14 protein-coding genes are annotated in these 14,774 nt (G+C 35.7%); 11 read left to right on the forward strand and 3 right to left on the reverse strand.

Translation table 11 applies throughout. From position 1 onward, the window contains the following. The first annotated feature begins 3 nt into the window (after window positions 1–3). The 5 genes from BN1875_RS11600 (at window position 4) to greA (ending at window position 6,711) form a co-directional block, all read left to right on the forward strand. Complete coding sequence (locus BN1875_RS11600) at window positions 4–2,490, forward strand: glycosyltransferase (RefSeq protein WP_048604994.1); 2,487 nt, start codon at window positions 4–6, stop codon at window positions 2,488–2,490. 184 nt (window positions 2,491–2,674) lie between these two features. Then, complete coding sequence (locus BN1875_RS11605; protein ID WP_053082159.1) at window positions 2,675–4,084, forward strand: GH25 family lysozyme; 1,410 nt, start codon at window positions 2,675–2,677, stop codon at window positions 4,082–4,084. After that, on the forward strand, window positions 4,081–4,629 hold the full coding sequence (locus BN1875_RS11610; RefSeq protein ID WP_048604995.1) for a DUF5776 domain-containing protein: 549 nt from the start codon (window positions 4,081–4,083) through the stop codon (window positions 4,627–4,629). The genes BN1875_RS11605 and BN1875_RS11610 overlap by 4 nt, the downstream gene beginning before the upstream one ends. Before the next feature lie 108 nt (window positions 4,630–4,737). Then, window positions 4,738–6,108: an endolytic transglycosylase MltG gene (gene mltG / locus BN1875_RS11615; protein WP_048604996.1), complete on the forward strand. Its 1,371-nt coding sequence runs from the start codon at window positions 4,738–4,740 to the stop codon at window positions 6,106–6,108. A gap of 120 nt (window positions 6,109–6,228) precedes the next feature. Further along, window positions 6,229–6,711 carry a transcription elongation factor GreA gene (greA, locus tag BN1875_RS11620; protein WP_048604997.1) on the forward strand — a complete coding sequence of 161 codons (483 nt, stop codon included), beginning with the start codon at window positions 6,229–6,231 and terminating at the stop codon, window positions 6,709–6,711. 111 nt (window positions 6,712–6,822) lie between these two features. On the opposite strand, the gene BN1875_RS11625 is transcribed toward greA, so the two are convergent. Then, complete coding sequence (locus tag BN1875_RS11625) at window positions 6,823–8,118, reverse strand: ISL3 family transposase (RefSeq protein WP_048603109.1); 1,296 nt, start codon at window positions 8,116–8,118, stop codon at window positions 6,823–6,825. Between the two features lie 252 nt (window positions 8,119–8,370). Here BN1875_RS11625 and liaF point away from each other — a divergent pair, with 252 nt between their 5' ends. From liaF to BN1875_RS11655, 6 genes are all read left to right on the forward strand, one after another. Then, window positions 8,371–9,102 (forward strand): cell wall-active antibiotics response protein LiaF, encoded by a 732-nt coding sequence (gene liaF / locus BN1875_RS11630; RefSeq protein ID WP_048604998.1) that lies wholly within the window; start codon window positions 8,371–8,373, stop codon window positions 9,100–9,102. Continuing rightward, window positions 9,099–10,196 (forward strand): sensor histidine kinase, encoded by a 1,098-nt coding sequence (locus BN1875_RS11635; protein WP_048604999.1) that lies wholly within the window; start codon window positions 9,099–9,101, stop codon window positions 10,194–10,196. The genes liaF and BN1875_RS11635 overlap by 4 nt, the downstream gene beginning before the upstream one ends. Further along, window positions 10,171–10,800, forward strand: a complete 630-nt coding sequence (locus BN1875_RS11640) for a response regulator transcription factor (RefSeq protein WP_048605000.1) — start codon at window positions 10,171–10,173, stop codon at window positions 10,798–10,800. The genes BN1875_RS11635 and BN1875_RS11640 overlap by 26 nt, the downstream gene beginning before the upstream one ends. Before the next feature lie 80 nt (window positions 10,801–10,880). Then, complete coding sequence (locus tag BN1875_RS11645; RefSeq protein ID WP_048605001.1) at window positions 10,881–11,546, forward strand: potassium channel family protein; 666 nt, start codon at window positions 10,881–10,883, stop codon at window positions 11,544–11,546. A gap of 15 nt (window positions 11,547–11,561) precedes the next feature. Then, entirely contained in the window at window positions 11,562–11,876 is a 315-nt protein-coding gene (locus BN1875_RS11650; RefSeq protein WP_048605002.1) for a HesB/YadR/YfhF family protein, read from the forward strand. A 75-nt stretch (window positions 11,877–11,951) separates the two neighbouring features. Then, entirely contained in the window at window positions 11,952–12,911 is a 960-nt protein-coding gene (locus BN1875_RS11655) for a glycosyltransferase family 2 protein (protein ID WP_048605003.1), read from the forward strand. Between the two features lie 15 nt (window positions 12,912–12,926). On the opposite strand, the gene BN1875_RS11660 is transcribed toward BN1875_RS11655, so the two are convergent. Beyond that, window positions 12,927–13,871: a phosphoglycerate dehydrogenase gene (locus tag BN1875_RS11660; RefSeq protein WP_048605004.1), complete on the reverse strand. Its 945-nt coding sequence runs from the start codon at window positions 13,869–13,871 to the stop codon at window positions 12,927–12,929. Window positions 13,872–13,949: 78 nt separating this feature from the next. Further along, window positions 13,950–14,750 (reverse strand): DUF1189 domain-containing protein, encoded by an 801-nt coding sequence (locus BN1875_RS11665; RefSeq protein ID WP_048605005.1) that lies wholly within the window; start codon window positions 14,748–14,750, stop codon window positions 13,950–13,952. Window positions 14,751–14,774: the final 24 nt, after the last annotated feature.

Raw genomic sequence — 14,774 nt, forward strand, 5'->3', positions numbered from 1 at the left:
TAAATGGTCGATGTAAAAGGTGTTATTAAAAATATAAGTAAAAATTATACAGATGTACAATTTTATCGGAGAATAAATTATACAAAGTATTATCTGAAAAGCAGAGTAAGAGACAACTATATATTGTATGAATCTTTTCACGGCAAGGCTATGAATGATAATCCATTTGCAATTTTTAAATATCTTATTGATTCTAAAGAATATGATCATTTTGTCCACATATGGGTTCTAGAAGATACGGAAGAAAATGAATATGTGAAATATTATTCGAAATTTAAAAATGTAAAATTTATTCAGCCACATACTAAAGAATACTTCTATTATCTCTGTGTTGCTAAATATCTGATCCATAATGTTACTTTGCCTCCTTATTTTATAAAAAAAGAAGAGCAAATATATGTTAACACATGGCATGGTACACCATTAAAAACATTAGGGAAAGAAATGTTGGGCTCTGTTTCTCAAAATTATAATGTTCAAAGAAATTTTTTGCAAGCGGACTATATTTTATCACCAAACCAGTTTACTACTGATAAATTAATCTTTTCTTACCAAGTAGATGGTATTTTTAACGGAAAAGTTTTAGAGAATGGTTATCCAAGGATAGATAGCATCTATAGTGAAAGTCAAATTGTCAAAAACTATTTAAATAGTAAAGGTGTTGACTTAGAAAAAAAAGTAATACTATATGCACCTACTTGGCGAGGCCAAACTGGTTCAGTACAAAATACATTTGAGGATTTAATGTCTAGAATTCGTAAAATAGTTTCTAAAATAGATAAGAATCAGAACGAGTTACTTGTGAAAGTGCACCCTTTAGTTTTTCAGTTCGTTGAAAAATTTGATATTGATAATGTAACTTTTATATCAGATTGGGTAGATGCAAATGAATTGCTGTATTTTACAGATTTGTTGATAACAGATTATAGCAGCATCTTTTTTGATTATTTAGTAACAGATAAACCAATAATCTTTTTTATGTATGATAAAGATGAATATCAAGAGGTTCGAGGTGTTTATTTTGATTTAGAATCTTTGCCAGGCGAAGTCTGTTTAGACGAGGATAGCGTTAGTTACTATATTAATAATTCTGATCTTGTTTTAGAAAAAAATAAAACTGAGATTTGTAATTTCAAAAATGAGTATGTACCATATGATACAGGTGTAGTAACCAAAGATTATGTAGAATATATCTTTAACAATAAAAAATCGGTACTAAAGGATATATCTTTTAATAATGGGAGAGAAAACATAATATTATACGGAGGAGCTTTGTTAAACAACGGAATTACTTCGTCGATAATTAATCTTTCCAAAAATTTGGACTATGAGAAATATAATTTAATTGTTATTGATAAAAATGCTAAAAATAAACAGTTTGATGATAATGTAGCTAAGATATCGAAAAAAGCACATGTTCTTTATCGTGGTGGAGGAATTGATCTAACTTATTCTGAATGGATTAAGTATAATAAATTATTCAATCGTTCATTAGTATCAAATATAGATGACCATAGGATATTTGTTCAAAGAGAGTGGAAGAGATTACTGGGAAAAACTAGTGTTGATATTGCAATCGACTTTGGCGGCTATGCTCCTTTTTGGACATATATGATGGCATTTTCGAATGCACGAAAAAAAATTGTTTATCAGCATAATGATATGAAGAAAGAATCAGAAAAAATTGTTTCAGGAAGATATGTTCATAAGAAAAACTTATCTACTATTTTTCAATTATACAAATATTTTGATTCTATTGCTTCTGTTGGAAAACTTACAAAAGAACAAAATGAGGTAAATCTAACCGAATACGTTCCAAAAGAAAAATTTACCTATATTCCCAATCTATTAGATAAAGACTATCTTTTTTCTCATAGAAGTAATCCACAATTATTTTTAGGGAATATTTTAGATGAAAAAAAATTGATTATTGACATGCACGAAGAATGTGGAAAAATAGAGATGGCTGGAATAAAAATTCCTCAGAAAAATGAGAAGAACTTTATCACTATAGGTCGCTTATCACCTGAAAAAGATCAAGAAAAATTAATTAAAGCTTTTAAACAAATAATTGATGAAACAAAAATACAATATCAATTATATATAGTCGGCTCTGGAGAAGATGAACTAAAATTGAAGGCTTTAGTTAAGGGGTTAAAACTAGAGGAGAATATTATTTTTGTTGGTCAAACTAATAAAGCTATGGAACTTCTTGATTTATGTGATTGTTTTATTTTTCCATCGAATCATGAAGGTCAACCTATGACCTTGCTAGAATGTTTAGCATTGGAGAAACCAATTGTTGCAACAGATATTCCTGGAAACCGATCAGTTTTAGGTGATACTAAGGGATTGGTTGTGGAAAATAGTATAGAAGGACTGAAAAAGGGAATCATTGCATATTTGGAAGGTAAAGATATTTCCTCTGGGCTAGATGTGGATGAATATAATCAAGAGGCGTTAAAAAAATTATATACTATACTTAATTAAAATTATGGAGATTTTTCGGATAGCTCCTCAAGGAAAAAATATTTGATTGACTTATTATAAGTCAATCAAATATTTTAAACTAGAAACTTGTTTTATAGACAATGTGTACAGTACATACAATGCAATTGCTTAAAAATTAAAATTGTATTATAATTTAATTAAAATAAAATTTATGGAGGAATAGATGAAAAATACGAAAAAAAGAACTTATTATTCATTTGGTTTACTACTCATTCTTTTCATTGGTGTGAATCCTAAAATATCTGTAGCAGAAGAGGTTGGGAGTTCATATAATGAAAGTATCGAATCCACAACAATTGATGAAACTAAGAATGAAAGTCAGTCTTCGACTCCGGTTTCGGGAAATAGTTCAGATAGTTCTACTACTCAACAAAGCTCAGAAAGTAGTGATTCAACATCTGAAAACACCGTTCAGTCTTCTACTGTATCAAAAGAAGTAACAAAGCAGTCTCAAATAGCGAACGAGTATGAAGTTTCACCAAATGCATTTCCTTCAGATAAGGGGAGGTCGGATTTATATGAAATGATCAAACCAACCGTAAGTCGTGCACGAGCAGCTACGCCATCACTTCCTGATATCGCTCATGATAATTCTAATACTCCAACAAAAGATTTCATTGATGTCTCTTCTCATAATGGAATAATTAGTGTGGCAAACTATCGTCTTATGAAAAGTTATGGTGTCAAGGCAGTAGTTGTTAAATTAACTGAATATACGACTTATAGAAATCCGTATGCTGCAAGTCAAATTGCAAACGCTCAGGCAGCTGGTTTGAATGTTCATGCGTATCATTACAGTTGGTTTACTACAAGTGCTGAGGCAGCTAAAGAGGCAGATTATTTTGCTGAATATGCGGCAGAGTTAAAGTTACCTAAATCGACAATTATGGTCAATGATATTGAAGAACCAAAAATTAAAGAGAATAAAAACCATACACAGAATTCTCAAGCATTTGCCAATCGATTGAAACAACTAGGATACTCGAATATTCAACATTATATTGGTTTAAATTGGATTAATGAAGGCCGGATAAACGCAAAAACGTTGGGTGAAAAAAATGTATGGGTGGCAGCGTACCCATACAATCCATCAAAAACACAACTTTATACAGCTTATGGGGCATGGCAATGGACATCACGTGTTTTTTATCCTGGGATAAATATTCCATTCGATATGTCTTCAGATTATACAAAAAAATTCACTACAAAGCCTATTGTAGCAAAATATTATCAAATAAATCCTGGATATGTCATTATGAATAAAGATGATTATATTTATCGGAGTATAAATTTTAGTACTAATAATCGTGGAAGAAAAATAAGTAAGAATGATATATATAAAGTAGAAAGAATCGAAAAAACAAAAGAAGGTATCCCCAGATTAAAAATATCTGAGGGTTACCTCACTGCAAATATGGCTTATGTTACAAAAATTACTTCTAATTATAAAAATTATCTTTATACCGGATCTACAACGGGTACTATTTATCTCAAAAAAGCTGATTATTCTTACGTAGACACAATGTTCACTGTGAAAAAAATAGATATAATGCCGGTAGTTCAATTAAAGTGACCGGTATCACATACAGTGAAAATGGCTTTCCTCGATTTAAATTGGCAGACGGTAGCTTTATTACATCGAATAAATCTATAGTGAATGTTTTGACAGCAAACTATGCAACCTATTACTTGAACAATCCATCGTATGTTTATCTAAAAAAAGCTGATACTTATTATAAAGATCTTTCCTTTAAAGTAAAAGGCGAATCTATCAATAAAGGAGCAGTTATAAAAACTTCGGGGATATCATTTATGCCATCTTTGGGAATTCCAAGATTAGTAACATCTAACGGATTTTTAACTGCAAATAAGAATTATGTAGAGAAAATAACATCACATTATGAAAAATATTATACAGATGTAAAAAAAGTTCAACTTTTGATAGATGACTATTACTATAACTCTACGAACTTTATAGAACAAAATCGCTCAGTAAAAATTGAAAAAGGGCAGGTCATTGAGGTCATAGATGTCGAATTTGATACAAATGGATATCCTAGACTGAAAACTTCAAATGGTTATATTACTGCTAATAAATCTTTTGTAAAATCATTATAAGTTTATGTACAAAGTGATTTTTTAATCTTTTCTAAACCTGTTCCCCTCCTCCAAACTTTCGTGTATAATAGTACAAGCTAGTACTACGAAAGTAAGGAGGAGTTGTTTTTGTCTAAACAACATCCAGAGGAAGAATCATTTAAAGATAAGATATTAAATTCTCTGAATAATTCAGATTCAAGTAATACTACCGGCGCTTTAAAGGATGCCGAGAAGGAAAAAATTATGGCCCAAAATAACGATCAGCAAGATCAATCAGAATCAGTGGGATCTAGAAGAAGCAAACCTGCTGGCTCTTCAAAAAAGCCTACGCCAAAAAAGGCAAAGAAAACAGAAAATAAAATAGAAAAAAATATAGTTGATAGTAAAGACCCAAGTGATGTCAAACAACGTAAGGTGATGCGGCGCAAAGAAGACCGAATTGTTAATAAAATCGTTACGGTCGTTGTGCTAGCGTTATTAGTGATTGGTGGAATATTGGTGTTCTCCGTTTATCGGTATGTGTCAGCCAGTTTACGACCATTAGACCCGGATAGTTCTGAAAAAATTTCCGTAGAGATTCCAAGTGGATCCTCCAATAAAGCAATTGGAGAAATTTTAGAGGACAAAGATGTTATTAAAAGTGGTATGGTGTTTAATTATTATACGAAATTTAATAATTTGACAGGATTCCAGGCAGGTAGCTATCAATTCTCACCAGATATGACATTAGATGACATCGGTGAAGCTTTGCAGCAAGGTGGCGCAGGATCGGCTGGTGTCGATGCAAAATTAGCAATTCCAGAAGGATATGACATTGAGCAAATCGGTGATGCTATTGCCAAAGCAACGAAAATCAAAAAAGAAGAATTCATTGCCTTGATGAAAGATCAAGCTTTCTTTGATGAACTGCATAAAAAATATCCAGATCTTTTGGATAGTGCGGCAAAAGCGGAAAATGTTCGCTATCGACTGGAAGGTTATTTATTCCCAGCAACCTATGATTATTTCAAAGGAACGTCGCTTAAAGAGATGGTTACGCAGATGGTTGATAAATCAAATGCGGTACTGACTCCGTATTTTGAAACAATCAAAGAAAAGGATATGACGGTGCAAGAAGTACTGACGTTAGCCTCACTTGTTGAAAAAGAAGGAGAAAAAGAAACAGATCGTAAAAATATTGCACAAGTATTCTTCAATCGGTTAGCTACGGATATGCCACTGCAATCAGATATCTCTATTCTTTACGCAATTGGTGAACATAAAGAAGTCGTAACGATTGCCGAAACACAAACGGATTCACCGTATAACCTTTATATTAACACCGGATACGGTCCGGGACCTTTTGACAGCCCAAGCGAACAATCGATTGAAGCAGTTTTGGAACCAACAGCAAATAATTACTATTATTTCGTTGCAGACATTGATACGAAGGAAGTTTATTTCGCTGAAACCTATGAAGAACACATGGAATTAGTAGAGAAATATGTAAATAATTAATCAATTATTTATCAATTATGTTATTTACATTTAGCAGAAAGCATGGTAATCTTTTGTGGACTTATTCGCAAAAGATTACCTTTTGCGATTTTTTTAGATGAAGCAAAGGAGATTATTAATATGGTAGAAAAAGTATATCCTATGACAGCAGAAGGAAAAGAAAAATTAGAACAAGAATTAGAAGAATTGAAAACGGTCAAACGTGGCGAAATTATTGAACGAATTAAAATCGCCCGTGGCTTTGGCGATTTATCCGAAAACTCGGAATATGAATCAGCAAAAGATGAACAGGCTTTCGTTGAAGGTCGGATCACAACATTAGAGAATATGATTCGTTTTGCACAGATTATTGATAACCAAGGTGTTGATAAAGATGAAGTGTCCCTTGGAAAAACTGTTAAATTTATTGAATTACCAGATGGAGAAGAAGAAGAATATACGATCGTAGGCAGTGCTGAGGCAGATCCATTTTCTGGAAAGATTTCAAATGATTCTCCAATCGCTCAAGCGTTGATTGGCAAAAAAGTCAATGATGAAGTAACGATTGCTACACCTGGTGGAGATATGTTAGTAAAAATCGTTGAAGTGGCTCAAACAAAATAGTCATTGCAGAAGCTGGGAGAGCAAAAGAGGCTCTTTGTCAATAAGGACTGATGAGTTGTGCAAAATCAAATCTGGGTCAGAATGAACCTCATTCTGGCTCAGATTTTTTTGTTATCTTACATTGATTAATTGATTGATCAAAAAGATTCTAATTCTCATGTTCTCAAATGATTTAAATCCGTAGGATACTCGTTTCATTGTCTTTATGTGGGTATTCTTCGCTTCTATTTTTCCATTGGAATAAGGATAGATCATCGCGTTGGTGATGCCTTCTTCATAGGTCAGAAGGTTTTGAAGCTTCTCCCGAAAGCCGTCATCTAATGTTTCGGGAAGTTCTGCCAATAAGGAGAAAAACAAGTCAGGGTCTTTGTCTCGAAAGGTTTCAACTAATTCATGAAAAATGGGATATGCCTCCTTAAGGGGCGTGGAAAAGCCAAGCAATCGATCGATCATCATCGCTTCAGTAAGAAACGGGTATTTTGGCGCTCGGAAACTTTTCCATGTTTTGTATTCATAATGGTTAATGTTTGCACGATTTTTTAGCAAAAAGCGCCAGTTCTTTTTCAGTTTTTCTGCTTGGCTTTTCTGTCCTGCTTTACGAAGTTCATTCATTTCACGGATACGCAACTCATTGAACGCCTGATTCATGTGTTTGACAATATGAAACCGATCAATCACTACTTTCGCATTTGGTAGAACACGTTTGGTGAGCTGGAAGTAGGCGGCGTTCATGTCTGTAACTAAGAATTCTACTTCTTCTGGATTGGTACAGCCTAAGAAATAGCTTGTTAATCGAGGCAATTTACGCGTAGGCAAGACATCAATTAATTTTCCTGTTTCGCCATCTGCACAAATAAAACTCATTTTATCTTCTATGGAAGTGTGCGAACGAAATTCATCAACCATCAATACTCTGGGGAGAATCTTCTTAGATTGCTTTGGTAAATAGCTTTTAAACTTTTTCAATGTACGAATAACGGTGGTCAAAGATACCTGACAGCTTTTCGCAATAAAAGATAAAGATACTTTTTCAGTCAGTAAAGAAGCAATTTTATATCTAACATGATCTGCGATTGAATGTCTGGGTCGGACAAAATAACTTTGAGCAGTCCAATGGGTTCGACAGTTCTTACAGGTATAGCGCTGCTTTTTTAGGCGCATAACCATTGGCATATGATTGTATTGTTCAAAACGGACAATAGTTTCCTTTTTTCCATTTTTCACTATAATTGCTTTCCCGTTTCCATCTACCACAGTAGAACCACAACTTCTACAAGCACGAGGAGCAGGCGAGAGAACAGCATCGACGATTAACGTCTTTTCCTTCTGAAAGGTCTCGTAAGAGACCTCTTTAATCATCAAATCTTTATCTATTATTCTCAGCATTTTTTTGATAGAATCATTCATATAGCATATCGTCCTCTCAGTCTGTTTATTTTGTGGTGATTTAATCATACTAGAGAACGATATGTTTTTTAATACCTAAAATGAAAATGGGACTGAAGAATCAATTCTGATTCATCAGTCCCATAAATTATAGAGCCGCAAAAGATGCTGTTCCAGCTTTTTTAAGAGACAGGTTTGTTTCAGACTACAGACCGATTTTATTTTGTTAAGAATGCGATATGATAAGATAGAATTAAGAATGGGGGTGGATAGATGAATAATCCATGGCGTTTTTTCATTGTAGTTGAGGCATTGTTGTTTATTTTTGCGATTTGGCAGATTATAAGCAATCCACCGCTATTAATCCTACTTATAATTGGTGTTTTCTTCCTTTACACAGCCTATAAGCGCAAGCAAAAAACCAATGCAAATAATTTTTTGTTAGTTATTGGTTGTCTGGCGATTTTTATCAGTTTATTAAACAGTCCTGCTTTGTGGATTATGGTAGTATTTGCGGTGATCTTTATCGGCCTAAAAGGTTTTGAAATTTCCGGGATTGACTTGACGAAAAATGCTTTTTGGCGAAAAAAACAAATGATCATTGTTGAAACAGATCAACCACGGAGTCATCGTCAAGAAAAAATCAAGCAACAATGGGTAGGCAATGAACGAATCGGTAATCAAGTGTATGAGTGGGATGATATCAATATCAATATCCTATCAGGTGATACCATCGTTGATTTAGGTAATACAATATTACCTAAAAAAGACAATACTGTTCTGATCCGTAAAGGATTTGGTCGTACGCGAGTTCTGGTTCCTTCAGGTGTGGGTGTGATGCTGGAGCATGCAACATTTATAGGTGAAGTGAACTTTGAAGGGGAAAAGACCGCATTAAAAAATGAAAGCCTAAAAGTCTACAGTGAAGATTATGATGAGAGTACCAGACGAATCAAGGTGATTACAAACACCTTATTTGGTGATATTGAGGTGATCCGTGTATGATCGCAAAAATTACCAAAGGAATGTTGGCTCTATATATTGGAATCACTGCTTTTTTGATTCAAATGCTACTGTACTTTTCTTTTTTGTATGCCAGCGGGCAGAGCAACTGGTGGGCGCTGACCTTTCAAACAAAAATTTTTTACATCCCGATAATCTTTTACATCCTCACGATTTCGGTGGGTATCGGGTTGCTTGCCTATCTACTAATCAGTGTCTTTCGTAAAAGGTTCTATAGTGGAATTGAAGAGAAACTACGCTTGTTAGCAGGCGGCAATTATGAAAGTACCATTTTTTCGGAAGCTATTCCCCATTCAAAAGAAAATCGGTATATTCAAGAAATTGATGCAGACATTACGAAGGTTTCGGAAAAGATGAAAGAAATGTCTTCTGAGCTGCAACTTTTGAACAGCCGTCCGCAGCTGGTTGATGGGCAGACGAAAGAAGAGATTTTAGAGGTAGAACGGCATCGATTGGCCCGTGAGTTGCATGACTCCGTTTCGCAACAGCTTTTTGCTGCCATGATGATGATGTCGGCACTGAATGAACAGGCAGAAAAAACGCAAGCGCCTGAAAATCAGCGAAAACAGTTAGCGTTGGTCACCGATATTATCAACGCCTCACAATCAGAAATGCGGGCGCTATTGTTGCACTTGCGTCCGATAACCTTAGAGGGTAAAAGTTTACGTCAAGGAATCGAGCAATTATTAAAAGAGCTGCAAACAAAAATAAAAATTTCATTGAAATGGGAAATTGAAGATATTCCGTTATCAGCGGCGATTGAAGATCAATTATTCCGTGTTATTCAAGAATTACTGTCAAATACGTTGCGACATGCAAAAGCTGATGAGTTGGAAGTTTATTTGCATCAAGTGGACCAAAATGTCTTGCTGCGGGTGCTTGATGATGGTGTTGGCTTTGACGCCAGCAATCAGAAAGCCGGGAGTTATGGTTTGATGAATATCCGTGAGCGGGTCAATGGTGTTGGTGGTACGGTGAAAATTATTAGTTTTAAAGGACAGGGAACGAGTATTGAGATAAAGATCCCGCTGTTGAAGGAGGTTATTGAAAATGATACGAGTATTGCTCGTGGATGATCACGAGATGGTTCGTTTGGGTGTTTCTTCTTATTTATCGATTCAAGATGATATTGAAGTCGTTGGTGAAGCAGAAAATGGCGAAATCGGTTATGAAAAAGCGATGGAATTACGCCCAGATGTCATCTTGATGGATTTGGTCATGGACGTGATGGATGGAATCGAATCCACAAAAGCTATTTTAAAAGATTGGCCGGAAGCCAAAATTATTATTGTGACAAGTTTTATTGATGATGAAAAAGTTTATCCGGCAATTGAAGCTGGTGCAGCCGGCTATATGTTGAAGACCTCGACAGCTCATGAAATTGCGGATGCGATTCGTGCTACACAACGGGGGGAACGAGTGCTTGAACCAGAAGTGACTACCAAGATGATGGAACGGTTGACTCGTCGCACACCTATTCTGCATGAGGATCTTACCAATCGGGAACATGAAATCTTAATGTTGATTTCACAAGGAAAAAGCAATCAAGAAATTGCAGATGAATTATTTATTACGCTGAAAACGGTCAAAACACACGTATCCAATATTTTATCGAAATTAGAAGTGGAAGACCGGACGCAAGCAGCGATTTATGCGTTTAAACATGGGTTAGTGAAATAAAAAAGGACCTCTCCGTAGTCAGATGGAGAGGTCTTTGTTATACTGGTAATGTTAATAAAGGCGTTTACAAGGAGAAGAAAATGAAACAAAATTATGCAATTATTGGTTTAGGAAGATTTGGCGGTAGTATCTGTCGAACATTGATTGAAGCTGGACAAGAGGTTTTAGCTATTGATACCAGCGAAGATCGGGTGAATGAATATATGAATATTGCTACTCATGCGGTTGTTGGGAATGCGCAGGATGAAATGACTTTAAAGTCGTTGGGGATTCGCAATTTTGATCATGTAATTGTGGCGATTGGCGAAGATATTCAGGCGAGTATTTTGGTTACCTTGATGGTTAAAGAGATGGGTGTACCGGATGTTCTTGCTAAGGCACAAAACGAATATCACGCGCGAGTGTTGGAGAAAATCGGGGCAGATCGAGTTGTCCATCCAGAGCGGGATATGGGAATCAGAATCGCCCACAATCTAGTTTCAAAAAATATTTTGGATTATGTTGAGCTGTCTGATGATTATTCATTAGCTGAAATTCGAGTATCCAATCCGAAATTTTTCAATAAAACATTATTAGAGCTAAACTTTAGACAACGGTTTGGTTTAACTGTTGTAGGAATTCGTCGGGTTGGCGGAAAAGTGGTTGTGTCACCAACTGCAGACGAGATCGTTAAGGAAAATGACAATCTTTTAGTGATCGGTGAGACGGGTGACGTCGATATCCTTGATGATAAAATGAATGATTAGAATGGAGCGATAGGTTTGAAATTAGCAGTTACCGAAAAAGCAATTGAATGGTTCAAAAAGGAACTTGTAGTGGATAATGGAATGGGTGTACGCTTTTACGGAAAGGTCTATGGAAAAACGCAGGTTCATGAAGGATTTTCTGTCGGAATGGCTGTGGATGTTCCTAGTCAACCAGTAGTAGAAGAAACCATTGATGGTCTTTTATTCTTTATCGATGAAACGGATGAATGGTTTTTTAAAGGATATGATCTAGTGGTGGATTATGATGAAAAACTGGATGAACCGAAGTATGTGTTTGAAAAAAATCATGAAGATGAGCAAAAAAAATAGGCTAATCACTAGCCTATTTTTTAGGATTGAAGAATACATTTTTTATTTATAGGATGTTTTTAAAGGAGTAACGCAATGTTATCAGTAATTGTTCCATGCTACAATGAAGAAAAAAGTATCCCGCTTTTCTTTGAACATATAAATAAAGTTGTGTTGGATTTAGATATGCCAACTGAATACATTTTTGTCAATGACGGCTCTACTGACCGGACCTTAGCGGTGTTGCGTTCTCTTACGACAACCAGTCATGAGAATGTCCGTTATTTGTCGTTTTCTAGAAATTTTGGAAAAGAAGCTGCTTTATATGCAGGTCTATTAGCTTCAAAAGGGGATTATATTACTGTCATGGACGCTGACTTGCAAGATCCACCAGAACTACTGATAGAGATGTTTCAACGCTTAGAAGCTAATAATTTGGACTGTGTGGGGACTCGTCGTTCCAATCGAAGGGGAGAACCCAAAATTCGCAGTTTTTTTTCAAAGCTATTTTATCAGTTAGTCAACAAAATTGGTGATACTCAAATGGTGGATGGCGCTCGGGATTTTCGTCTGATGACTCGTCAAATGGTAGATGCGATTTTAGAATTAACTGAATATAACCGCTTCTCTAAAGGGATTTTTAGTTGGGTGGGATTTGATACCGAGTATATCTCCTATGAAAACCGTGAGCGAGTGGCAGGGAGTACTTCCTGGTCTTTTTGGAAATTATTTAAATATTCGATTGATGGAATTATTAACTTTTCTGATGCACCGCTAAATATCGCTTCGTTTGTCGGAGCTTTTTCATGTTTGGGGTCGGGAATTGCACTAGTGTTCATTATTATTCGGGCATTGTTGTACGGGGATCCAACGAGCGGTTGGCCCTCTATGGTGTCGATTTTTCTTTTCGTTGGTGGCTTGCAGTTGCTTTGCTTAGGTATCATCGGAAAATATATCGGAAAAATCTTTTTAGAGACCAAGAAACGACCGCATTTTATTGTGAAGGAAACGGATGAGGATATTAAAACGAATCAAAAAGACCTGCCAGAAAAGTAAATCTGGCAGTTTTTTTTAATACCCTTTTTCCAATGCCACCTCGTTGCGACACAACGTACCATCTTTCACATAGCTTTTAAGGTTTTCCAAAAAGATACCCATAAAAGCTTTTTGAAAATGTGGCGTCATTCCTGCGATGTGGGGAGTGATCAAAACATTTGGCAGTTCCCATAGTGGACTGTTGTCTGGTAGTGGTTCTTCTTCAAAGACGTCTAAGGCAGCAAAGGCGATTTCCTTTGTTCCCAAGGCAGCAGTGATTGCGGAAGTATCTACACTTGCCCCACGCCCAACATTGATAAAAGCGGCGGTAGATTGCATCATTTTGAAGAAAGAAGCATTGAATAAATGATAGGTTTCATCTGTTAAAGGAAGAATATTAATGACGAAGTCTGCTTGTTGGATTTGAGTAAACAGATCATTCATTGAAAATGTTTTGTAAAAACCAGTGACTGGATGCCCACTCGTATTGATGCCAAGTGGTTTAGCACCAAGTAGAGATAAGGTTTCAGCAAGTCGTTGTCCAATATGACCCGTACCCAAAATTAAGATCTGTTGCTCTGAAAGATAACCGTAATGGGTTTCAGCAGGATGCCAGCGTTTCTTTTTTTGGTTAGCGACCGCTTGATCAATGCCACGAAGCTTCATAAAAAGCGTTGCCAAAATGTGATCCGTAATCGCTTGTGCGTGAATACCACTGCCATTAGTCACCTGAATTTCATTTTTTTCAAACAGTGTGAGGGGCAAATAATCGACACCGGCGGAAATCGTTTGAACCCATTTAAGATTTTTTACTGGAAAGAGTTTTTCTTTCCAAGCTTCCGACCAACCAATGGTGACAGCAACTTCATCCCAAGAAAATTCTTCTCCTGGGGTTTTAAATTCATAGGTTGGAGCAATTTCGTGTATCTGTTCAATCAGTTCAGGTTTAAATGGACGTTTGGATAAAATAATTTTAGACATGAAAGTGCCTCCTTTTTTCTAGTCTATCAAATTGGATGAAAAAAAGCATTCTCAAGGACTGCTGAGAATGCTTAAATACTAATTGGTAATTGGGGAAACTGCCTTGACTGCTTGCATATAAATAAATAAACTCGCAATCAACAAAAATGTACTAGAATCAAAGGTAACGAAGATGGAGAAAAGCGCAGCAATGATCGCTGGTAATGTTGCAGAAAAGATCGCAATTTTTAGATTGTCAAAAAATTTCAATGGTAAACGTCTCAGTTTGGAATAAATCGTGGCACCCACTGTAATCATTAAGACTGTCAAAATCAAATCCAAGAAGGTAGGGTACAAGGCAACAAAGAAAGTAACCAGTTGTATCCACCAAGGAATTTGATTTTGTTGGAGAAATGTACGGATACGGCTCCCATCTAATGTTTGTAATGCGTCTTCTTTATAGGAAAGAACCAGCTGATTGTCTCCAAGAAATTGAGTGGTAAAACCCGAGGAAGGTAAGGCAATAACCAGATTATTTTTTAGCAGACCGATGCTGAGAAAATTACCAATCATATCTGTAGAAATATCGTTGGCGCTTCGTTTACCTTCGGGATCAAAGGTAAAAATAATGGAATTTGTTTGATAAATAAAACCTTCCGCTGTTTTTTCAGGAGTCAAGGTACCATTTTGAATCGTAAAATCCGGAATTTTTTCAGCAATGGCCTGTCCATCTTTTTGAACATCATCAATAATCCTTGAAACTTGAAAGGTAATCGGAATTGCGAGAAAGGCGCTTAGAAGAACCAAATAACCGATAATTTTTATAAATGAAATCTTGCGGGCTTCCGCTAAATCTTTAAAGCGAAAGAATGAACTTTTGAATAATTGTAAGACTGTCATCGACAAGCTCCTTTTTTAGACTGT

This window comes from Enterococcus massiliensis, assembly GCF_001050095.1.
GTDB classification, from domain to species: domain Bacteria; phylum Bacillota; class Bacilli; order Lactobacillales; family Enterococcaceae; genus Enterococcus_C; species Enterococcus_C songbeiensis.